Origin of the sequence: Catenulispora sp. EB89 (assembly GCF_041261445.1) — a bacterium.
Classification (GTDB): domain Bacteria; phylum Actinomycetota; class Actinomycetes; order Streptomycetales; family Catenulisporaceae; genus Catenulispora.
The window spans coordinates 232,647-255,702 of record NZ_JBGCCU010000010.1 but is presented as its reverse complement, the minus strand read 5'-3'; the positions used below and the strand labels follow the sequence as shown (position 1 = coordinate 255,702).

The following is a 23,056-nucleotide window of genomic DNA, read 5'->3' as shown; positions in this document are numbered from 1 at the left end:
GCACGAATATCAGCTCCGGTAGTGCGCGCACGGTGTCGATTGTGACAGGAAGCTGATGCGGCGCATCAGCCCGGCCCGACGATGTGGCCGTCGAGTCTCACACCTCGTCCCCGTCCCGGTGCTCGAAGAGATGGTCGTGGAACCACTTCTCCGTCGCGCTGATGTGCATGAGCGCCGCGGCCTGGGCCAGCGCCGCGTCTCCGGCGACGAGGGCGTCGTAGATGGCCTGGTGCTCGGCGATGGTGCGGTCGGCAACGGCGTCGTCGACCATGCCGCGCCAGACCCGGGCCTGCACGGTACGGCTGGAGATGCCCTCCAGCAGGGAGGCCAAGGTCTGGTTGCCGGTCGCGGAGAACACGGCGCGGTGGAACGCGGCGTCGTGCTGGTTCAGCAGTTCCACGTCGTCCTTGGCCGCGCGCATCGCCGCCAGATGGCTCGCCACCTCCCCGAGCTCCGCAGCGGTGATCCGCCCGGCAGCCACGCCGGTGGCGACCGGCTCGAAGAGCCTGCGCACCTCGGCCAGCTCCAGCTGGGTGTCGCCCTGCAGCAGCTCGAAGGCGGCGCCGAGCCCTTCGAGCAGGACCGCCGGCTCCAGGCTGGTCACATACGTCCCATCACCGCGCCGGATCTCCAACACCCGCGCGACCACCAGCGCCTTGACCGCCTCGCGCGTCAGGTTCCGGGACAGACCCAGTTCCGAGGCCAGCTGCTGCTCCGGAGGCAGCCGCGACCCGGGCGGCAGCTCCCCGGACACGATGAGCTCCCGGATGCGGCTGATCGCTTTGTCGGACAGGGACATGGGCGGCAGCGTAACAGCGACATCCCATGTCCGGGAAGGACATGGGATGTCTATGGACGATCACCCGCCGTGAGCGTTCCAGCAGGTCAGTATGTGAAGATGCTCGCCCCCATGGCCGCCGCGCCGTCGACCGCGCTACTCACCCAGAACCTGAACGCACAGCGCCTGGTTCCGGAGCCGAAGGTCTGCATGCCGATGCAGGGCGCGTTCGCTTGCAGGGCGCCGGAGCTGATCAGGCCGTAGTCGACGTCTTCGCTGTTGTTGTTCATCAGGCCGAAGACCGGACCGCCGCTGTCCCCGTTCCCGACCACGCCGTCGCCGGCCGAGTTGAACAGCTCCCACAGCGTCGCGTTCTTGGTGGAGCCGTCGGGCTGGGTCACGCCTGCGACGTCCGGTCCGGCAATCACGTCGTTGCCGCAGGCTGCACCGCCCCATGCGCCGGACACGCACAGAATCTCGCCGATCGCCATGCGGCCGGTGGCGTAGGACGGCTTGAAGAACTGGCCGGCGCCGTTGGGCGAGGCGATGGACGGCCCGTCCCACACGTCGGGCGCGGCGCTCGTGGGAATGAACTGCTCGTCGTAGGAGTACGTGATCGAGCTGGTGCGTCCGATCGACACTCCGGCGCCGGTGGACCAGTTCGTCCAGGTGCAGTGGGCCGCCGTCAGCAGCCCCGACGACGTGCCCAGCGTGGCGGAGAACCCTGTGGTGCAGCCGATCTTCTGTGAGCCGGACCCGCCCTGCAACTGGCCCCCCGCGTAGTACGGAGCGGTGTCGGCCTGCCGCGAGGAAAGCGGCGTCAGCACTTCTCCAGGCGTCACCGTGATCGGCATGGTCGAGCTCAGGCCGGGGAACTCGGCTCGCGCCCTCACCATCAGCGCCTCGGGGCTCAGGGCAAGGACAGCCTGCTTCTCAGCCGCGGTGGCGGCCGCCCCGGGTGCGAGGGTGGCGACCAGGCCGGAGTAGTCGTCGTTCGGACCGATCGTCGTGATGGTGTCACCGTTCGACGCCTTGACGCCGATCACCGCACTGCCCAACCGCGTGGCCTCAGTCAGGGACTCCTTCACGGAATACCGCGCCGCAACGATTGTCACAGCGATCCCCCGAGCCCTGTCACGCCCCAGCTCGGCCGCGACAGCCGCCGGAACCGCACCCTTCCAGCGCACGGTGATCGCCCGATTCGGCGTGTCCAAAGAGACCGCTGCAAAGCCCGATCCGGCATCCTTGTCGGCCAGCCCGTAGATCCGGTCCGCGGCCTGCGACAGCGGCGCCTGGTCCGCCATCTGCTTCGAGACCGCCGGAGTCAGCCCCGGCGTGGCATAGGCGTTGCCCGTCGTCGGGCTCGGCGGCCCTGACTTCGCCGCAGCGGTCGACATCGTCGCGGCCAGCGCCAGCGCGGCGGTGGTCAGCGTCATCAGCGCAGCCTTGTTTCTTCGCTCCATCGGAGCCCCTTTCCGAACGAGTTCGGTCAGGAATCGCTGAACGGACGAAGAAGCCACGGCTCAGCCCCCGTGCCCCGTACCCCGCTCGACAGGTCCCCTCGCGAGAATCAGGTATCTGATTCAGGCCGTGATGTTATCGAACACTTGTGCTCCGTCGCATCAGGGTTTTGGCCTGGGGAAAGAGGTTCACCGATTAGTCCGAGAGAACGACAGACATGGTCATGGGACCGCCGATCACCACCGCGATCGGCATGTCCGAGGACAGCGCGGGGAACCCGGCACGCGCTCGCGCCGTCAGTGCCTCAGGGCTCAGAGCGAGGACCGTCTGTCTCTCCTCGGCGGCCGGGGCGAGCCTGACGAGTAGGCCGGAGTAGTCCTTGTTCGGACCGATCGCCGTGATCGTGTCGCCATTCGGCGCCTTGACGCCGATCACCGCGCTGCCCAGACGATTCGCCTCGGCCAGGGACTCCTTCACGGAATACCGTGCCGCGACGACGGTCACCGTGATTCCCAGAGCCCTGTCACGGTCCAACTCGGCCTCGACCTCGGCGGGAACCGGGCCCTTCCAGCGCACGATGATCGCTCGATGCGGCGTGTCCAACGAGACCGCGGCGAAACCCGAGTCAGGATCCTCATGGACCAACACGTGGATCCGGTCCGCGGCCTGCGACAGCGGTACCTGGTCCGCCATCCGCTTCGAGACCTCCGGGGTCAGCCCCGGGGTGTTCCAGTCGCTCATCTTCGCCTCAGCCCCCTGCGTTTCACAACCCATCCGTGTCCAGTATGGCCAGCCGCCAACCGTCTTCGAGCAGCGCCGAGCCCATGAAACTTTCATTGCCGGCGGGAAAACAGCAAGCTCAAGACCTGCGAGCCGCGTCGGAGGCCCCGCCGACGCGTTGACACCGCCCGGAGCGCACTGGAGATTGCGGACACCGACCCTTCCACCAGTGAGGAACCATGCTGTCCAGAACCGGGAAACTCCTGCTCGCCGCAGGTCTCACCGTATCGGCCGCGGCCCTGGGCCCGGCTGCCGCCGCCTCGGGCGCGGCGAGCCCGGCCGCGGCGGCGGTGGCGGCGCCCGCCGCGAGCACCGCGAGCACCGCGAGCACCGCGAGCACCGCGAGCACCGCGAGCACCGCGAGCACCGCGAGCACCGGCCACACGCTGCCGCCGGACACCCGCTTCGCGGTCACGCCCGACAACGAGGCCGAGCGCCAGGCCCTCAGCGACCTGCGGCAGGGCGACTTCACCGACGCCGCGGCCATGGCGAAGCTGGCCAGCTGGCCGGAGGCGACCTGGTTCACCGGCGGCACCCCGGACCAGGTCCGCAGCCAGGTCCGGGCGGCTGTCCGGACCGCCGCGGCCGAGCGCGCCGTCCCGGTGCTGGTCGCCTACGACATCCCGCTGCGCGACTGCGGCCAGTACTCCTCCGGTGGCGCGGCCTCCGACGCCGCCTACCAGCAGTGGATATCAGCGTTCGCCCAAGGCGTCGGCTCCAGCCGGGCCGTGGTGGTCGTCGAGCCCGACGCGCTGGCGAACCTGCCCTCGGACTGCGGCGCCACCACCGACCCGACCGGCACTCTGACCGCCGGGCGCATCGCCGACATCAACTACGCCGTGACCGCGCTCGAAGCCAAGCCGCAGACGGTCGTCTACCTGGACGCCGGCAACAGCCAGTGGCACTCCGTCGGGGACATGGCGCACCGCCTGATCCAGGCCGGCGTCGGGCAGGCCCAGGGCTTCTTCCTGAACGTGTCCAACTACCAGCCCACCGACCAGACCGACCACTACGGCACCTGGGTCTCCCAGTGCCTGTGGTTCGCCACCGACGGCCCGGCCTGGGCCGCCGGCCACACCGACTACTGCGCCAGCCAGTACTACTCCTCGGCCGCGCCGAACGACGGCAAGCCCGGCGACGCGGTGTCCCCGACCGATCCGAGCACCTGGCACTGGACCGACGCCTGGTACGCCCAGAACGTCGGCACGCCGCCGCCGGCGCAGCTGACCCACTTCGTCGTGGACACCAGCCGCAACGGCCAGGGCGCCTGGACCCCGACGCCGGGCAAGTACACCGGCGACCCGCAGGTCTGGTGCAACCCGCCGGGCCGCGGCATCGGCGCCGAACCCACCGCCGCCACCGGCGTCGCGCTGGTCGACGCCTACCTCTACATCAAGACCATCGGCGAGTCTGACGGCAGCTGCACCCGCGGCACCGCAGGGCCCGGCGACCCCGAATACGGCGGCGCCGTGGACCCGGCGGCCGGCGCCTGGTGGCCCGCGCAGGCGCTCACCCTCGCCGAGAACGCGGTCCCGGCGCTGACGTTCAATCCCCGCCTGTTCCCCTGACCCGGCTCGGCGCGGTCGGCCGCAGGAACGCCGGCCGCGCCGACGGCCGCGGGGCGGGCCCGGTGCTGGCCCGCAGCGAGATCGGCGGCACGAACAGCCGGTGCCGCGCGGGGGCGTCCGGGTCGGCGATGCGCTCGGTCAGCAGATCCATCGCGACGGCGCCCATCTCCATCGACGGCACGTCGGCGGCGGTCAGCGGCGGGTGGAACTCCTCAGCCCACTGATCCGCCGCGACCCCGGCGATGGAGAACGTCCTCGGGATCTCGTGGCCGGCCCGCTCCAGCCCGCGCTGGACGCCCGGCAGCGCCGCCTCGTTGACGGTGACGATCGCGGTCGTCGCGGGGCGGGTGGCCAGGATCTCCGCCACGCAGCGCTCGCCCCCGGCGACGTCGTCCTCGCAGCAGAACTCTGATCCGTTCACCTCGCGCCGCTCCACCGCCGCGGCGAACCCCTCCTGGGCCCGCCGCCCGGGGCCGTAGCCGGCGGCCACCATCCGGGCCGGCCGGTTGACCAGCGCGAGGTGCCGGTGGCCGAGGTCGACGAGGTGGTCGACGCACTCGCCGACCAGCGTCGCGTAGTCCTCGTCGACCCACCACGTCCCGTCCGGTTCGGCGGTGCGGCCGATGGTCACGAACGGCATCTCGGTCTGCGCCAGGCGGCCGACTCGCGGATCGTCCAGCCGGATTTCCATCAGGATCACGCCGTCCACCCGGCGCCCGCCGACCAGCCGCTCGAAGGAGCCGTCGTGGTCGCCGCCGGACGGCGAGAGCAGCACGTCGAGGTCGACCAGCGCCGCGGCCTCCACGACGCTGGCCACGAAGCCCAGCTGCATCGACGTCAGCCGCGCGCCGGCCGGCGGGATCACCAGACCGACCGTGCGGGTCCGGCCCTCCTTCAACGCGCGGGCCGTGGCGCTGGGGCGGTAGTCCAGCTCGTCGATCACCGCCTGGATGCGCCGCCGGGTCTCCTCCGAGACCGGCCGTTTGCCGCTGAGCGCGTACGACACCGTGCTGCGCGCCACCCCCGAGCGGCGCGCTATCTCTCCGATGTTCATGGCCCTCCGCGGTCGACGGGTCGAACGATCACTGATCCGAAGTCTACGGCCGCGACAGGGATCTCAACGGACCGTGAAGTCCTGGTTGCCTCCGGAGGTGTTCTTGCACTGCCACTGGTCGAGCTGCTGGCCCAGGTTGCTGCCGGCGCCGTAGACGTCCAGACACAGGCCGCTGCCCTGGTTCCGGAACGAATAGCCGCCGTCCGACTGCTGCACGGGGAGCCACAGGCTGCTCGCCGCGCCGTTCGGCACCTGCTGCACGATGTCCGGCTGGCCGGCGATGATGGAGCCGCCGGAGACCGCCACGTCGTCGCCGGAGTTCTGAGCCTGAAGCTCGCCGTAGCCGCCGGACACCGGCACGAACTGGAACTGCTGGTTGGTCTGGCCGTTGCAGGTCCACTGGTCGATCGCGGCTCCGGCGGCGCCGGTGGCGCCGTAGACGTCCAGGCACAGGCTGTCGTTTCCGACGACCAGCTGGTGGTAGCCGCTCGGGAACCCGGTCGTCTGGCCCTGCCCGATCTTCCACTCGTCGGAGCCGGCGGCCGTGCAGGCGGTCTGGACGAGCCCCGCGCCGCCGGCGGTGCTCCCTCCGTTCGGAGCTACACACTGCCCCGAATTCTGTGCCACCACCTGGTAGACGCCGGTTCCCACCGCGTGCAGCGCGAACTGTTCGTCGGTGCCGTAGGTACACGGGCCCTGAGTCACCACCGTCCCCACCTCCACACAGTCGCCGGGCGTCATCGGACGGATGAAGTACGTGCTGCTTCCGGCCGCCGTCGGGACGAACTGGAACTGCTGGTCGGCCCCCGCCCCGCACGAGCCCTGATCGAGCTGCGCAGAGGCCACGGTGGTGAAGCCGGGGTTCTCCATGCACAGGCTGTCGCCCTGGTTGACCACGCTGCTGCTGAACCCTTGCGCGAAGCCGGGCAGCAGGTAGACCGCGAACGCGTCGTGCGAGGCCTGGAAGGTGACGGGCAGCGTCACCGATCCGCCGGAGACGCCGACCACCTGATCCGACACCACCTGCGGCGCGGTGAGCGCGGACTGGTCCGGGATCCGGTAGACGACGGCTTCGACCGTGCCGTTGTTCGCCAGCCAGGGCACGGACGACAGCCCGTTGAACGTCACCGACGCCGAACCGGTGTAGCCGTTCGAATCCCCGACGACCGCCACCGCACGCCGACGGGCGCTGTCCTCCGCCGCCGAGATCGCCGTGGATCCGACCTGACCGGAGGTGGAGACCAGGGAACCGGTCATATCCGCGTAGGCCCGCATGGCCCACCAGTTGCCGGTGTAGGCCGCGCCGCCGCTCGCGTTCGGATCGATCACGCCGGTCAGGTTCGGCGAGATGCAGCACTGCCAGTTGCCGCGCATCGCGTTGGTGTAGCCGGACTGCGCGAACCGCGCCAGGTACCAGGCGGTCACTCCGGCCGTCTGCCGGTCGGAAGGCTGGTATTCGTTGGCCGACAACGGGATCGGGCTGAGTCCGGCCGCCGAGATCGCGCTGTTCAGGGACTGGGAGACCGTGACCGGGTCGTCCACGTCCCCCTCGTCGTGGTTGGTGATCATGTCCGGCACGGTCCCGGCCGCCTTCACGTGCGCCAGCCAGGTCTGCCACTGGCTCAGCCGGCTCTGCGGGGTGTACGCGAACGACGGTCCGACGATCTGTGCGCCGGGGGCGATCCGCCGGATCTCCCGGTAGGCCGTGTCCCACATCTGGAAGTACTGCGCGCTGTTCACGCCGCGCGTCCAGAAGACCGAGATGTCCGGCTCGTTGTCGATGTCGTAGGCGAATTTCACACCGGAGGCCTGCAACGCCCCGACCGTCGAGTCGATGAACGAGACCCAGTTCGAACAGTCGCCGTTGTCACACGGGTAGGTCGTGTTCGAGGGCTGGCCGCCGTTCAGGCCGTACATGTCCGTGACCAGCACCTGGTACTGCGCGTGGTACGGAGGCTGGGTGAGCCGGCGCGCCTGGTCGATGATCGAGGCGACGTCGGCCTGGCTGGCGGAGCCGTACTTGTAGCCGTCCTTGATCCAGCCGCCCGAGTACCAGCCGCCGCCCCGGTGCGCCGTGACGCCGAGCGGCTGCAGGTACTGGTCGGCCGGTTGCGTGCCGTCGACGGTCAGGCCGTAGAGGAAGCCCTCCCCCACGCCGGTGGCCGCGCCGGTCGGGGCCGCGAGGTTCACGCTCAGCGCCTCACCCGCCGCGGCCTGCCCGCGCGCCGCCGAGAACGACGGGACCGCCAGCGCCACCACCATCGCGGCCGCCATCGCGATCCGCCTCATGCTTGTTCGAACTCTCATCCGACACTCCCTGGTCGAATCGATTCGCGCGCCCGGCCCCGGAGGGCCGGGCGCGCTCGCACAGATCTTGCGAGGGGACACAGATCTTGCGAAGGGACACAGATCTTGCGAAGGGACACAGATCTTGCACAAGGACACCGACCTGGCGAAAGGCCCTAGCTGAGGGTCCATTGCTGGTTGCTCTGGCCGTTGCAGGTCCACAGCTGGACCAGGGCTCCGTCGGCGGTGGAGGCACCGCTCACATCGAGGCAGAGTCCTGACTGCGCTCCGGTGATGGTGCCGTTGGAGTTCAGGTTCCACTGCTGGTTGGTCTGGCCGTTGCAGGGCCAGATGATGACCTTGGTGCCGTTGGTCGTGCCCTTGCTGTTCGCATCGAGGCAGTCAGTCGTGCCGGAGTCGGTGACGGTCAGCTCGCCGCTGGAGTTGTGCGTGAAGCTCTGGTTGCTCTGGCCGTTGCAGTCGTAGATCTGCACCTGCGTGCCACCGGTGGTCGTGGCGTTCGGCACGTCCAGACACTTCCCGGCGCCGACCGCGTGCAGCGCGGAGCCGTTCGGCGGCGGAGGGGTGGTGCCGCCGCCCAGGGCAGCCGCCGTGGCGTTGTAGGCGGGCTTGGGCTGGTCGTTCTGGTCGTACATGGTGGCCGCGCCGTAGCCGGGGAAGGTACCCGGGATCCAGGAGTGTGCGTCGTCCACACCCCACTGCGAGACGCCGACGCAGCGGCTGACGGCGAGGCAGTCCTTGACCACGGTCGAGTAGTCGTTGGCCTGCTGTTGGAGGTTCGCCGAGCTGGCCGGGAGCTGGATGCGGTCGTCGAGCTCGGTCACCGCGACGTCCAGGCCGAGCGCGGCGAAGCGCTGCATGTTCGCCAGCATGCTGGCGGGCACCTGCCCGACGATGAAGTGGCTCTCGAAGCCGATGCCGTTCAGCGGCACGCCCTGGGCCAGCAGCGACTTCGCCAGGTTGTACATGCCGTCGCTCTTGGCGCCCTCGCCCTCGATGTTGTAGTCGTTGAGGTAGAGCTTGGCGTTGGGATCGGCGGCGTGCGCGGTGCGGATGGCGTCGGCGATGTAGTTCGACCCCATGGCGTTGTAGAAGACGTCCTGGCGGAGGCTGCCGTCCTCGTTGAAGGGCTCGTTGACGACGTCCCAGGAATACACCTGGCCCTTGTAGTGCGTGGCCTCGGTGGTGATGTGCGATTCCATGACGCCCTGGACCTGGTTCGAGGGCAGGCTGCTGACCCACCCGGGCAGCTGGCTGTGCCACACCAGGTTGTGCCCGCGGACCCGGGCGTTGTGGCTCTGGGCCCAGGAGACGATCTGGTCGCCGGGCCCGAAGTTGTAGGAGCCGTTCGACGGCTCGGTGGTGTCCCACTTCATCTCGTTGCCCGGGGTCACCATGTCGAACTGGGCCCCGGCGACGGCGGTCTCGCCGCCGGCGTTCAGGTCGCCGTCGGTCAGGGCGGTGCCGAAATACCGGTTCTGCGCTTCGGCCAGGCTGCGCAGCGATGACGCCGCGGCGGCCGGCTGGGCTGTGAGGGCCGCCGCGACGGGGACCGCCAGGACGGCCGCGGCCGCCACGGCGAGGCCGCGGGCAAGACCACGACGTGCCGGGATTGCTTTGTGGATCATCAAGAACTCCGCTGGTCGGACATGACGGGGAAGCAGCTCGCGATGATCGGCCCGGCATCCGTGGAGGGCGAAGCTGCGAGTCACACGAAAGCTCGCAACAGCCGGTGGTGTCAAGCAACTGCGAAAGTTTCGTAGTCGCGCTGAAACAACGTGACTGGTCATCAGAGAGCCCTTGACAGAACACGCAACGTGCAGCACCGTCTAGCGCCGAGACATCCCCGCGCCATCCGCTCTGACGGGCGATGAACGCGGGCCGAAATGTTAGCGCTAACATTCCGCCGCTTCGGACCGGCAGCCGAAGGCGTCGGAGGGCAGCGCCCCTCACCACAACGAGTCGCGTTCAAGGAGCTCAGATGACACACAGTGCACTGCTATCCGGAAGACCACCCGCTCGTCACCGAATGCGAGCGCTAACATTCCTCGCGGCAGCGCTCCTGCTCGTGGCCGGCGTCGTGGCGACCGGGATGGCCAACGCCACTCCGGCGCGCGCGGCGACCACGGCGCCCTGCGACATCTACGCCTCCGGCGGCACTCCCTGTGTGGCCGCGCACAGCACCACGCGTGCGCTGTACGGCGCCTACAACGGCTCGCTGTACCAGGTGCGCCGCTCCTCGGACAACGCCACGACGAACATCGGCGTGCTGAGCGCCGGCGGCTTCGCGAACGCCGCCGCGCAGGACTCCTTCTGCGCCAACACGACCTGCGTGATCACGGTCATCTACGACCAGTCCGGGCGGGGCAACAACCTGACCCAGGCGCTCGGCGGCGGGGCCGCGCCCGGCGCGGACAACCTGGCCGTCGCCAACGCCGACCCGGTCTCCCTGAGCGGGCACGAAGCCTATGGCGTGTACATACCCGCCGGTACCGGTTACCGGGATGACTCCACCAACGGCATCGCCACCGGCGACAACCCCGAGGGCGAGTACGCGATCTTCGACGGCACGCACTACAACGGCGGCTGCTGCTTCGACTACGGCAACGCCGAGACCAACAACAACGACGACGGCAACGGCACCATGGAAGCCATCTACTTCGGGAACATCCGGGTCTGGGGCTACGGCTCCGGAAACGGCCCCTGGATCATGGCCGACATGGAAAACGGCCTGTACTCCGGCCAGAACGCCGGCTTCAACGCCAACGACCCGAGCATCAGCGACCGGTTCACCACCGCCATCATCAAGGGCGGCGCGAACCAGTGGGCGATCCGTGGCGGTAACGCGCAGTCCGGCAGCCTGTCCACGTTCTACTCAGGCCCCCGCCCCAACGTCTACGGCTACAACCCGATGCGCAAGCAAGGCGCCATCATCCTGGGCACCGGAGGCGACAACAGCCGCGGCTCCGACGGCACCTTCTACGAAGGCGTCATGACCTCCGGCTATCCGTCGGACGCCACGGAGAACGCCGTCCAGGCCAACATCGTCGCAGCGGGCTACTCCACCGGCGGCACCACTCCTCCGCCGAACGGCAGTCCGTTGCACGCGGTCGGCGCGGGCAAGTGCCTGGACGTGCCGAACGCCACCACCACCGGCGGCACGCAGGTGCAGATCTACGACTGCAACGGCCAGAGCAACCAGAGCTTCACGCACACCTCGACCGGTGCGATCACCGTCACCGACGCGGGGACCACTGACTGCCTGGACGCCAACAACAAGGGCACGACCAACGGCACCAAGGTGATCATCTGGCCCTGCAACGGCCAGAACAATCAGCAGTGGAACCTGAACTCCAACGGCACCATCACCGGAGCGCAGTCAGGACTCTGCCTCGATGTCAGCGGTGCCTCCACCGCCGACGGAGCCCTGGTCCAGCTGTGGACCTGCAACGGCCAGAGCAACCAGCAATGGACCCTCGGCTAGTCCGGACACCCCGGAGCACCCGGAGGACCCTGCCGCCGCGAGCTCAGCCGAACAGGCGACGCTGGATCTCGCGGCGGTAGTCCTCCAGCGTGTTGTCGATGTGGACGGCGGCCGCCCGCGCCGCGGCGTCGGGGTCGCCGTCCCGGATCGCGTGGAAGATCGCGGTGTGCTCGGCGACCGCCTCCGGCGCGTGGCCGCCGAGCGTGCCGTGCAGCCCGATGATGCTGGACTGGCGCTGCAGCCGGCGGGCCTCGCGGACCGAGGCGACCAGGAACGCGTTGTGCGACGCGGCGGCGATGCCGAGATGGAAGTCGTCGTCGCCGCGGTCGAACAGCTCCGTCCGGCCGCTCACGTGGCCCTCGCGGCACAGGTCGGCCGCGGTCTCGATGGCGTGCAGATCGGCCGGGATGGCCCGGGTCGCGGCCAGCCGGGCGGCCTCGGTCTCCTGGATCCGGCGGAACTCGAAGAGCATGTAGACGTGGTCCAGATCGGTCGGCAGGAAGAAGCCGCCCCAGCCGGCCGAGCCCAGCATCCCCTCGTCGTCGGCGACGTAGAGGCCGCGGCCCTTCTGCGCGCTGACCCGGCCGAGCGCGGAGAGGATCTTGACCGCCTCCCGGACCACGGTCCGGCTGGTGCCCAGCTGCGCCGCCAGCTCGTTCTCGGTCGGCATCCGGTCCCCCGGCCGCAGCCCGGACTCGGCGATGAGCTCCAGGATCCGCTCGGCCGCGAGCTCGTAGCCCGGCCGGTAGGAACCACTGCCCGGACCGCCGTCCGCGTCGCGCGAAGTCAGGCTCACCATGCCGGAGAACATACACCTCGATCGAAACGTCCAGGCGATGTGTATGACTCATAAAATCCGCCGGTCACTCACCACCAGGTGAAGACGGCAGCGTTAAAGAATCTTGACGATAAGCATGCTCATTCTCTTGACGGGGCAGGCTCCTGGGACTCTGATGAGGGATCAAAGTCAGACACATTTCTTCACGTTCTCACAGCGAGGAAGGACCATGATCCCCACCATCCGCCGACGCGGCGGCTCCTCCCGCCCTGCGATCCTGGCGGCCGCCGTCACGCTCGCCACGGCCGCCTTCGGCATACCGGCCGTGTCCCACGCCGCGACCGCCGCCACCCTGTACGTCTCCCCCACCGGCAGCGGTACCGCCTGCTCGGCCGCCGCGCCGTGTTCGATCACCCAGGCGCAGTCCTCGGTACGGTCGATGAACTCAAACATGAGCGGCGACATCGTCGTGCAGCTCGCCGGCGGCACCTACCGGCTGTCCGCGCCGCTGGTCTTCAACGCCTCCGACTCCGGCACCAACGGGCACAACGTCATCTGGCAGGCCGCCTCCGGCACGTCGCCGGTGCTGTCCGGCGGCCAGCAGGTGTCCGGCTGGACGCTGCACGACTCGGCGAACAACATCTGGTCGGCGCCGGTGGCCACCGGGTCCGACTCCCGGCAGCTCTACGTGGACGGCGCGCTCGCGCCCCGGGCCGCGATCCCGATCTCGCGCAGCGACGTGCAGATCACCACCAGCGGCATGACCATCGCGAACTCGGCCCTGGACTACCTGGCCACGCTGCCGGAGCAGAACCGGATCGAGCTGGAGAGCCAGAACTCGTTCACCGACCACTTCGCGCCGGTGTCGAGCATCAGCGGCACCACGATCGCGATGCAGCAGCCGTCCTGGAACAACAACAACTGGGGCTACGACACACTGGCCAAGCCCTTCGCCGGCGGCCAGATGTACCTGGAGAACTCGTACTCGTTCCTGAAGAACGCCGGGCAGTGGTTCCTGGACCCGCAGGCCGGCCAGCTGTACTACAAGGCCGCCTCCGGCCAGTCGCCGAGCAGCCACGACGTCGAGCTCCCCCGCCTGACCTCGCTGATCCAGATGAGCGGCGGCTACAGCGCCCCGGTCTCCGACATCTCGTTCCAGGGCCTGGCGTTCGAGCACACCACGTGGCTCGGGCCGGGCAGCTCGGTCGGCTACGCGGACCAGCAGACGGGCACGTTCCTCACGAAGCAGTACAACCAGCCGTCGGACTTCCTGTCCTCCTGCCAGTCCGGCTGCCAGCTGTTCGAGGCCACCCGCAACGGCCTGGGCCAGGTGCCTGGTGCGGTCCAGGTCTCGGCCGCGTCGAACATCTCCTTCAGCGGGGACACGTTCGCCCACCTCGGCCAGGTCGGGCTCGGCATCGGCAACGACTCGGCCTCCACCGCCTCCGGCGTGGGGCTCGGGGCCTCGGGTGTCACGGTCGACCACAACACGTTCACCGACGACTCCGGCGCCGGGATCGTGGTCGGCGGCGTGCAGCCGGACGCGCACCACCCGTCCAACACCGCGATGACCGACCAGAACGTCACCATCACCAACAACCTGGTGACCGGCGTCGCCGAGGACTACAAGGACATGCCCGGCATCCTGTCCACGTACGTCACGCACGCCGACATCGAGCACAACGAGGTGTCGAACCTGGCCTACGACGGCATCGACGTCGGCTGGGGCTGGGGCATGAACGACCCGGGCGGCAGCCAGGACTACGTCAACCGCGGCACGTACAACTACCAGCCGATCTACACCACGCCGACCACGCTCAAGAACACCGTCGTCAGCTACAACAAGGTGCACGGCACCAAGAAGGTCTTCCACGACGGCGGCAGCATCTACAACCTGTCCGCCAACCCCGGCGGCGTGATCGACGACAACTACATCTACGACAACCAGAACACCGTCGGCCTGTACCTGGACGAGGGCTCCCGGTATCTGACGCTGACCAACAACGTCGTGCAGGACACCGGCGTGTGGGCGTTCACCAACGCCAACTCGAACAACAACACGGACGACAGTACCTTCTCCTACAACTGGTACAACTCCGGCGCCACGAACGTCGCGACCGGCTCCCCGCACAACAACGTGCTGACCGGCAACACCCAGGTGAGCGGCGGCTGGCCGAGCGCGGCGCAGCAGGTCATCAACAACTCCGGCGTCTCCGGCGGCACCACTCCGCCGCCGAACGGCACCGCGCTGCACGCGGTGGGCGCGGGCAAGTGCCTGGACGACCCGAACTCGACCACCACGCTGGGTACCCAGCAGCAGATCTATGACTGTAACGGCCAGGCCAACCAGACCTGGACGCACAACTCCTCGAACGAGCTGACCGTCACGGTCGGCGGCAGCACCCTGTGCCTGGACGCCAACAACAAGGGCACCAGCAACGGCACCAAGGCGATCCTGTGGTCCTGCAACGGCCAGACCAACCAGCAATGGACCCTCAACCCCAACGGCACCGTCACCGGCGTCCAATCAGGACTCTGCCTCGACGTCACCGGAGCCTCCACCACCGACGGAGCCCTGGTCGAACTCTGGACCTGCAACGGCGGCAGCAACCAGCAATGGACCCTCAGCTGAGCCCCGGCTCCCCGATGCCGGGTCGAATCGATTCGAGAACAGTCACACCTCGGAGGTGAAACAGTGTTCAGATCCATCCTCACCGGAGGCCGCAGACCCCTGCGGCCGCTGCTGATGCTCGCGCTCGCGGCCCTCCTGGCCGTGGCCGGGATGCAGGTCGGGGCGACGACGGCGCGCGCCGCGACGTCGCTGCCCTGCGACGTCTACGCCAGCGGCGGCACGCCCTGCGCCGCCGCGTACAGCACTGTGCGCGCGCTGTACGGCTCGTACGACGGGCCGCTCTACCAGATCCAGCGCGCGTCGGACGGCAGCCACCTGGACGTCGGCCTGCTGGCCGCCGGCGACTACGCCAACGGTGCCGCGCAGGTCTCGTTCTGCGCCAACACCAGCTGCACCATCACCAAGCTCTACGACCAGACCTCGCACCACAACGACATGCCGATCTCCTCGGGCGGGTTCTGGCACGGCCCGGGCCCGAACGGTTCGGACGTCGGCGCGGACGCGATGGCGCTGCCGGAGACCGTGAACGGGCACCAGGTGTTCGGCGTCAAGGTGCATCCCGGCGTCGGCTACCGCATCGACAACACCAATGGCGTGCCCACCGGATCGCAGCCGGAGGGGGTCTACATGGTGACCTCCTCCAACTACTTCAACTCGCAGTGCTGTTTCGACTTCGGCAGCGCCGAGACCGACCACAGCGACGACGGCAACGCGACGATGAACGCGATCGAGTGGGGCAACGCGTGCTGGTTCGGCGGCTGCACCGGGCCCGGGCCGTGGGTCGAGGCCGACCTGGAGAACGGCATGTACAGCACCAACACCGGGCCGAACACGGCGAACAACCCCGGTGTGAACCACGCGTTCGTGACCGCGGTGGAGAAGAACAACGGGACGTCGAACTTCACACTGAAGAACGGTGATTCGACAACAGGCGGTCTGACGACGACATATTCAGGACCGCTACCGAACAACTATTCGCCGATGAAGGTCCAGCCGGACGTCGAGCTGGGCACCGGCGGCGACAACAGCAACGGCGGCCAGGGCGAGTTCTTCGAGGGTGCCGTCACCACCGGCTACCCCTCGGACGCGACCGAGAACGCGGTGCAGGCGACCATCACCGGCGCCGGCTACTCGGCGCCGGCCCCGCCGCCCGGCGGCGCGCTGCACGCGGTCGGCGCCGGCAAGTGCCTGGACGTGCCGAACGCGACCACGACCGGCGGCACGCAGCTACAGATCTACTCCTGCAACGGCCAGAGCAACCAGACGTTCGCTCACACCTCGGCCGGTGAGCTCACCGTCACCGACTCCGGCACCACCGACTGCCTCGACGCCAACAACAAGGGCACGACGAACGGCACCAAGGTCATCATCTGGCCCTGCAACGGCCAGACCAACCAGCAGTGGAACCTGAACTCCAACGGCACCGTCACCGGGGTCCAGTCCGGTCTGTGCCTGGACGTCAGCGGCGCCTCGACCGCCAACGGCGCGCTCGTCCAGCTGTGGACCTGCAACGGCCAGAGCAACCAGCAGTGGACGCTCGGCTGACCTTCCCCCCGCAAACCGCCGGGGCGGCGCTGAGGGAACGCCGCCCCGGCCCCTTTCCTGACGCTCCTGCCACGTCGAAAGGACCCCCATGCCCTCCTCCCCCTCTCCCGCCCCCTTCCCCGTCAGCCGTCGCACGCTCCTCACCGCCGGAAGCGCCGGCGCGGCCGCCGCCTTCGGCCTGCTGCGCTTCGCACCCTCGGCCTCGGCGACCGCCGGTCCGCAGAGCTACACAGCGTCGTGGTCCTCCGTGGATCAGCACCCGCCGACGCCGGAGTGGTTCCAGGACGCCAAGTTCGGGATCTACTACCACTGGGGTGTGTTCTCGGTCCCGGCTTTCAGCAGCGAGTGGTACCCGCGCAACATGTACAACCCGGGTTCGATCGAGAACCAGCACCACATCGCCACCTACGGGGACCCTTCGGTGTGGCCGTACCACAACTTCATCCTCGGGGCGTACGACAAGGCGGGGAACTACACGAAGTTCGCGCCCAAGCTCGCGTCGGCCGGCGGGAGCTGGGACCCGAACGCCTGGGCCCAGCTGTTCAAGGCCGCCGGCGCGAAGTTCGCCGGTCCCGTGGCCGAGCACCACGACGGCTACTCGATGTGGAACAGCCAGGCCAACGAGTGGAACGCGGTGCGGACCGGGCCGAACCTGGACCTGGTCGGCCTGCACGCGCAGGCGATCCGCGCCCAGGGTCTGAAGTTCATGACGTCCCTGCACCACGCGTACCACTTCCTCGGCTACTACCAGTACGTGCCGCAGCAGTCGACCGCGACGCTGCAGAAGCTGTACGGGCAGATGGGCACGACCGCGGAGAACCAGCTCTGGTTCACCAAGCTGGTCGAGGTGATCAACGGGTACCAGCCGGACATGATCTGGCAGGACTTCGACCTGGGCAACGTCCAGGAGTCCGAGCGCCTGGCGTTCCTGGCGTACTACTACAACCAGGCCGTGGCCTGGAACAAGGACGTCGTGGCCACCTACAAGGACGGCTTCGACACCTCCGGCGAGGTCTTCGACTTCGAGCGCGGAGGGCCCGGCGGCCTGCTCACGCCGTACTGGCTCACCGACGACTCGGTCTCCTCCTCCAGCTGGTGTTACACCGTCGGCATCGGCTACTACACGACGCAGGCGCTGCTGCACGCACTGATCGACCGGGTCGCCAAGGGCGGCAACATGCTGCTGAACATCGCCCCGATGGCCGACGGCACCATCCCCTCCGGGCAGCAGACCATCCTGCTCGGCCTGGGCGACTGGCTCGGCCGCTTCGGCGAGGCGATCTACGCGACTCGCGCCTGGAGCTCGTACGGCGAGGGGCCGACCGCGATGGGTGGCGGGTCGTTCTCGGGGCCGAAGGCGGGCACGCCGCAGGACGTCCGCTTCACCCGGAGCAAGGACAACACGGTCCTGTACGCCACGGCGCTTGGGTGGCAGGGCGGCACGATGACGGTGAGCACGCTGAACTCCAACCAGATCAATCTCAGCACCCTGGTCTCGGCACAGCTGCTCAACAATGCGGCGGGGACGTACGTCAACCTGCCGTCCCCAGTGCAGGACACCGGCGGCCTGCACTTCACGATGCCCTCGTCCAACGCGCCGTTCAACGCCCTGGCCTACACGGTCAAGCTGACCTTCTCCGGCCAGATCCCACCCCTGGGCACCGGCCCCCTCCCCACCGGCTGGGCAAAGATCGTCAACGCCACCACCGGCCTGGTCCTGGACAGCGGCGGCGGCGTGGCCTCCGGCTCGAACCTGAAGCAGTGGACCTACGACGGCAGCACGAACCTGCAGTGGCAGCTGGTCCCGCTCGGCGGCGGCTACTACCGCATCGTCAACAACACCAACGGCATGGTCGCCGACAGCTGGGGCGACAGCGCCAACGGCGCCCCCGCGCGGCAGGCCGCGTGGAACGGCGGCAACAACCAGCAGTGGACCCTGACCAGCGCCGGCACCGGCCGCTACCACATCGTCAACCGCGGCACCGGCACCGCGCTGGACGGCGCGGGGAGCTCGGCGGCGGGGTCGACGACGGTGATGTGGAGCCCGAATTCGAGTACGAACAATGAGTGGTCAATCGTCGCGGTGTGATCACAGACATCTGATCACAGACCCGAGCGCGGCCCGAGAAGCACTCACCCCATCGCGACGAGGCAGGCGGTCCCGACGACAGGAAGCTGCACGGTCAGCTCACCTGCCGCCGGGCTCCAGCCGATCGAGCTCTTCGTGTCTTGGGGGAACAGGACACTGATGTCCACATCGCGACCCTTCAGGTGCGGTACCGGCAACGTCTGCTCGGCGGCGGACTCCTCGCCCGGACGGCGCCACACGGTCACGTAGGTCGTCGCCGCGCCGCGCAGTCCGAGCGCGATCCAAGGGTCCGTCCACCCCGGCAGGCCCAGCGGCCAGAAGGGCACCGCGGCCGGGATGTCCGTGCGGATCCGCTTGTAGACGGCGATCGCGTCGGCGACCAGGGCGCGCTGCTCCGGCGTCATCCGGTCCAGGTGCCCCGAGAGGTGGATCCGCCCGAGCAGCGCGTTGCACAGCGCGAACGCGTTCTCCTCGCCGCCGAACTCCGGCTGCGGGTACGCCCAGCTCGCGGCCTGCTCCGGGGCGATGGCGGCCGGGGCCGCGGCGGCTATGGCCGGGTAGCGGTAGTGATCCTGCTGGTCGCTGGTGGACTGGAGTTGGAGGCGGGACAGCATCGCGTAGTCGCTGCGCATGCCGCCGGAGGCGCAGTTCTCCAGCGTCAGGCCCGGATGGCGGTCGAGGACCCCGTCGAGCCAGTCCAGGAGCGCGCGCTGGTGCGCCAGCAAGCCCGCGCCGGGGCTGCCGCCGTGGAGGTCGGTGCCGGGGCCGGGGTTCACGTTGTAGTCGAGCTTGAGATATCCGACGCCGTAGTCGGCCACCAGCCGGTCGACGACGCCGTCGAGGTGCGCCACGACCGCCGGGTGCCGCAGGTCCAGGTGGTACCGGCCGTTGTCGACGACGCGCTGGTCGTCGCGCCGGAAGAACGCGGCCTCCGGCAGCGCCTCGGCCAGCGGGCTGCGCACGCCGACCACCTCGGGTTCCAGCCACAGCCCGGGAACCATACCCCGGGCCCGGATCCGGTCCACGACCTCGATCAGGCCGCCGGGGAAGCGGGTCGGCGACTCCTCCCACGCCCCGACCGTGTCCCACCACCCCTCGGCGCCGGCGTACCAGCCGGCGTCGATGACGAAGTACTCCGCGCCGGCCTCGGCCGCGGCGTCGATCAGCGGGAGCAGACGCTCGGTGGTCGGATCGCCCATCAGGGTGTTCATGAAGTCGTTGAAGATCACCGGGAGGGCTGTGTGGTCCGGGTGCGGGCGTCGCAGAGCTCTGCGGTAGGCGGTCATGGCCGCGGCCGCTTCGGCGAAGCCGTCGCCGCCGTCGCCGCCGTCCGGTGAAGCGCCGATCGCAATCGCCGCGGGAACCGTCGTGAGTTCGTCGCCGGGATGGAGCGCCTGGCGCCACTGGTGGTCTCGGTCGGTCGGTCCCAGCAGGGCGAGGTACGCGACGCCCGTGTACTCCCCCACCTCCCAGCGCCAGCCCCCGAGGTTCTCCACCTGCCACATCAGGGTCCGACCACTGCCGCGGGCGGTGAGCGCGCCCGTGGGCAGGTGGCGTCCCGTCGACCAGGTCCCCTGGCTGGTGCGGGAGAAGCTGCTGCGCGCCTCCGCCAGGAGCCGGCCGAAGTTCATGTCGACGAGCACTTCGCGCAGCGCGCGCCGCTGCCAGCGGTCTTCGGCCAGCCACTCGTTGTCGGCGTGCCAGACGTCCAGGCCCGCCACGCCGCCGTCGGCGCCGCCATCACCACCGCCGGCGATCCCGCCGAGGACCATCGATGTCACGGACTCCACGACCAGGCGCTGCTCGCCTCCGTTGGCCAACCGGACCCAGCTCTGCACCGCGCCGACGCCCTCGGGGGTGCGCAGATGCACCTCAGCGGTCAGCCCAGCGTCCGGATCGGCCAGGTCGACGCGCAGGCACAGCCATTCACCCTCGCGGGATTCCTCATGGCCCTGATACGCAAGGCGCTCGCCGAACACAGTGCCGATGACACGCTCGGTGGCCGCCCAGCGTCCGTGTCCGGCAACGAGTACTTCGACCAGAGGCAGCCCATCGGAGGGAACGACCGGACTGTCCGGGCCCAGCCCGACGATCCGGACACGGCGCTGCGTATCGATGAGGAAATCGACGCGCAGCGCCGCATGGCCCCAGGAGAACGTTGCCTCGTCGGTCACGACCACTCCACCACCTATCCGCTCTTGACCTGAATCTGACCGATCGTTAGCTTCTCGTCAAGAAACATTCGCACAATGGTTGCAAAACTTTCGTGCCCCAACTCCCATGGAGCGGCCATGCACAGACCTGCCCGCACCCGCATGCTCCGCCTCAGCGCAGCCCTCGCGCTAGCCGTTGGAGGCACGATCGCCGCGGCCGGCGCCGCCCCGCCGGCGTCCGCCAGCACCTCCGCCACCGTCACGGTGAACGCCAACCAAGCCCTGGCGACGCTCCCGACGACCGGCACAGGCGTCAACTTCGCTGTCTACGACGGCACCCTCGCAACCCCAGCCGTCCAGAGCGCGCTGAGCACCGGCGGCTACGCCGACGGCTACCACTGGCAGACCAACACCGAGGACGGAGGCGGCTTCGTCGCCCCGAACACGGACTTCGACCACTACATGGCCACCGTCCGCGGCGCCGGAGCCCAGGCGATCGTCACCGCCAACTACGGCTCCGGCACCCCGCAGGAGGCCGCAGCCTGGGTGCAGTACTCGAACGTCACCAAGGGCTACGGCGTGAAGTACTGGGAGATCGGCAACGAGCAGTACGGCAATGGCGAATACGGCGCCAAGTGGGAAGGTGACAACCACGCCAGCCACAGCGCCACGACGTACGCCACCAACCTGCTCCAGTACATCTCGGCGATGAAGGCGGTCGATCCGACCATCAAGATCGGCGCCGTCCTGACCACGCCGGCGTCCTGGCCGGACGGCATCGTCGGCCCCGGCGACACCCTGGTGTCCACGAGCTCGTCGACGTCGCTGCTGTCCACGCACGCCGTGAAGCGTGCCAACGGCGACGTGGACGTCATGCTCATCAACAAGGACCCGAACAACGACGCCTCGGTCTCGCTGTCCTACAACGGCTTCACGCCTGGCTCGGACACGTCGACCGTGTACTCGTACCTGAAGAACGGCACCTCGATCACCTCGGCCACCAACGGCACCAAGGTCGACATCTGGTCCTGCAACGGCCAGCGGAACCAGCAGTGGACGCTGAACGCCGACGGCTCCGTCACCGGCGTGCAGTCCGGACTGTGCCTGGACGTCAGCGACCTCGGCACCGCCGACGGCAGCCTGGTGCAGCTGTGGGGCTGCAACGGCCAGAGCAACCAGCAGTGGACGCTCGGCTGACGCCGATGGAACACCCGACTCACACCCGACTCACACCCGGCTGACGCCGCGGCCGCGATGAGCACCGGCGAGCGCCGGCGCCGGTGCGGGCAACTTTCTGTCCGCACCGGCGAAACTTTGCAAGGATGCCACAACCGTGGTGTATGAATAGGGCGTGGCTGACCAGGAGACGCAAGTGACGGAGCCGGGAGGGCAGCGCGAGCGGGGCCCCGTGACCATCGCGCACATCGCGGAGACGGCGGGCGTGTCGGTGCCGACCGTGTCCAAGGTCCTCAACGGCCGCTCCGGGGTGTCGGAGCAGACCCGGGCCCGGGTCGAGGAGCTGATCGAGCGCTACGGCTACCGCAAGCCGCCGGCCAAGGGCAACGACATCCTGGAGCTGGTGTTCCACGAGCTGGCCGGGATGCAGGCGGTGGAGGTCATCCGCGGGGTCGAGCAGGTGGCGCGCAAGCACCGGTTCGGCGTCGTGATCTCCGAGTCCGGGCCGGCCGCCGCCACGGCCACCGCCGTCGACGACCTCGTCGAGCGGCGTCCGCGGGTGGTGCTGGCGGTGGCGCGGCTGTCCGAGGCCGAGCGCGACCTGCTCAAGACCCGCGGCATCCCGTTCCTGGTCCTGGATCCGGCCACCGAGCTGCCGGACGACGTGCCGTTCGTCGGCGCCACGGACTGGCGCGGCGGGCAGACCGCGATCCGGCACCTCGTGAAGCTGGGCCACCGGCGCATCGCCGTCATCAGCGAGCCGGACCTGCTGCCGTGCCGCGCGCGCCTGGCCGGTTTCCACTCCGCGATGCAGGCCGCCGGCCTTCCGGTGGAGCCGGATCTGGTCCTCGACGCCCCGCTCACCCGCGAGGGCGGCCACGCCGCCGCGCTGGGCCTGCTGGCGCGCGCCGACCGGCCGACCGCGATCTTCGCTTCGAGCGACCTGCAGGCGCTGGGCGTCTACCGCGCGGCGCGTGAGGCGGGGCTGCGCGTCCCGGAGGACCTGAGCGTCGTCGGGTTCGACGACCTGCCGGTCGGGGCGTGGGTCGAGCCGCCGTTGACCACCGTGCACCGGCCGCTGGCCGAGATGGCGGCGGCGGCCGCCGAGCTGGCGCTGAGCCTGGGGCGTGGGGAGGAGCCGGCGCAGACCGGGGTGGAGATGGCGACCACGCTGACTGTGCGGGAGAGCACCGCGCCGCCGCCGGCGACAGCAGCAGCAGCAGCAGCGACAACGACCGCAGCAGACTGACG

The 23,056-nt window shown here is 69.3% G+C and carries 15 protein-coding genes; 7 read left to right on the top strand and 8 right to left on the bottom strand.

From position 1 onward, the window contains the following. Positions 1 to 97 precede the first annotated feature (97 nt). The 3 genes from ABH920_RS23145 to ABH920_RS23135 form a co-directional block, all read right to left on the bottom strand. Positions 98 to 799, bottom strand: a complete 702-nt coding sequence (locus ABH920_RS23145; RefSeq protein WP_370351169.1) for a FadR/GntR family transcriptional regulator — start codon at positions 797 to 799, stop codon at positions 98 to 100. A gap of 86 nt (positions 800 to 885) precedes the next feature. Next, complete coding sequence (locus ABH920_RS23140) at positions 886 to 2,241, bottom strand: hypothetical protein (protein WP_370351168.1); 1,356 nt, start codon at positions 2,239 to 2,241, stop codon at positions 886 to 888. Positions 2,242 to 2,434: 193 nt separating this feature from the next. Next, a complete protein-coding gene (locus ABH920_RS23135; protein WP_370351167.1) occupies positions 2,435 to 2,980 on the bottom strand; it encodes a hypothetical protein in 546 nt (181 codons plus the stop codon). A 218-nt stretch (positions 2,981 to 3,198) separates the two neighbouring features. Between ABH920_RS23135 and ABH920_RS23130 the strand changes: the two genes are divergently transcribed. Continuing rightward, complete coding sequence (locus ABH920_RS23130) at positions 3,199 to 4,587, top strand: glycoside hydrolase family 6 protein (protein WP_370351166.1); 1,389 nt, start codon at positions 3,199 to 3,201, stop codon at positions 4,585 to 4,587. Here ABH920_RS23130 and ABH920_RS23125 read toward each other — a convergent pair. The 3 genes from ABH920_RS23125 to ABH920_RS23115 form a co-directional block, all read right to left on the bottom strand. Next, positions 4,565 to 5,641 (bottom strand): LacI family DNA-binding transcriptional regulator, encoded by a 1,077-nt coding sequence (locus ABH920_RS23125; protein ID WP_370351165.1) that lies wholly within the window; start codon positions 5,639 to 5,641, stop codon positions 4,565 to 4,567. The genes ABH920_RS23130 and ABH920_RS23125 overlap by 23 nt on opposite strands. 63 nt (positions 5,642 to 5,704) lie before the next feature. Then, a complete protein-coding gene (locus ABH920_RS23120) occupies positions 5,705 to 7,948 on the bottom strand; it encodes an RICIN domain-containing protein (protein WP_370351164.1) in 2,244 nt (747 codons plus the stop codon). 155 nt (positions 7,949 to 8,103) lie between these two features. Next, positions 8,104 to 9,576: a lectin gene (locus tag ABH920_RS23115; RefSeq protein WP_370351163.1), complete on the bottom strand. Its 1,473-nt coding sequence runs from the start codon at positions 9,574 to 9,576 to the stop codon at positions 8,104 to 8,106. A gap of 401 nt (positions 9,577 to 9,977) precedes the next feature. Between ABH920_RS23115 and ABH920_RS23110 the strand changes: the two genes are divergently transcribed. Beyond that, the gene (locus ABH920_RS23110) at positions 9,978 to 11,432 is read left to right on the top strand and encodes an arabinofuranosidase catalytic domain-containing protein (protein WP_370351162.1); all 1,455 of its coding nucleotides are present in this window, start codon (positions 9,978 to 9,980) and stop codon (positions 11,430 to 11,432) included. Positions 11,433 to 11,475: 43 nt separating this feature from the next. Here ABH920_RS23110 and ABH920_RS23105 read toward each other — a convergent pair whose 3' ends face one another. Beyond that, positions 11,476 to 12,231, bottom strand: coding sequence for a FadR/GntR family transcriptional regulator (locus ABH920_RS23105; RefSeq protein WP_370351161.1), 756 nt, complete (start codon positions 12,229 to 12,231; stop codon positions 11,476 to 11,478). Positions 12,232 to 12,439: 208 nt separating this feature from the next. On the opposite strand from ABH920_RS23105, the gene ABH920_RS23100 reads away from it, so the two are divergent. The 3 genes from ABH920_RS23100 to ABH920_RS23090 all read left to right on the top strand — a co-directional run bounded on the left by ABH920_RS23100 (position 12,440) and on the right by ABH920_RS23090 (position 18,476). Further along, entirely contained in the window at positions 12,440 to 14,842 is a 2,403-nt protein-coding gene (locus tag ABH920_RS23100; protein ID WP_370351160.1) for a ricin-type beta-trefoil lectin domain protein, read from the top strand. Between the two features lie 63 nt (positions 14,843 to 14,905). Beyond that, a complete protein-coding gene (locus ABH920_RS23095) occupies positions 14,906 to 16,387 on the top strand; it encodes an arabinofuranosidase catalytic domain-containing protein (protein ID WP_370351159.1) in 1,482 nt (493 codons plus the stop codon). Between the two features lie 88 nt (positions 16,388 to 16,475). Beyond that, complete coding sequence (locus tag ABH920_RS23090; RefSeq protein ID WP_370351158.1) at positions 16,476 to 18,476, top strand: alpha-L-fucosidase; 2,001 nt, start codon at positions 16,476 to 16,478, stop codon at positions 18,474 to 18,476. A 44-nt stretch (positions 18,477 to 18,520) separates the two neighbouring features. Here the strand turns inward: ABH920_RS23090 and ABH920_RS23085 are convergent, their stop codons facing one another. Continuing rightward, positions 18,521 to 20,650 (bottom strand): alpha-galactosidase, encoded by a 2,130-nt coding sequence (locus tag ABH920_RS23085; RefSeq protein WP_370351157.1) that lies wholly within the window; start codon positions 20,648 to 20,650, stop codon positions 18,521 to 18,523. 117 nt (positions 20,651 to 20,767) lie between these two features. Here ABH920_RS23085 and ABH920_RS23080 point away from each other — a divergent pair, with 117 nt between their 5' ends. Both ABH920_RS23080 and ABH920_RS23075 read left to right on the top strand, forming a co-directional pair. Then, positions 20,768 to 21,826 carry a ricin-type beta-trefoil lectin domain protein gene (locus ABH920_RS23080; RefSeq protein WP_370351156.1) on the top strand — a complete coding sequence of 353 codons (1,059 nt, stop codon included), beginning with the start codon at positions 20,768 to 20,770 and terminating at the stop codon, positions 21,824 to 21,826. 175 nt (positions 21,827 to 22,001) lie between these two features. Next, complete coding sequence (locus ABH920_RS23075) at positions 22,002 to 23,054, top strand: LacI family DNA-binding transcriptional regulator (RefSeq protein ID WP_370351155.1); 1,053 nt, start codon at positions 22,002 to 22,004, stop codon at positions 23,052 to 23,054. Positions 23,055 to 23,056: the final 2 nt, after the last annotated feature.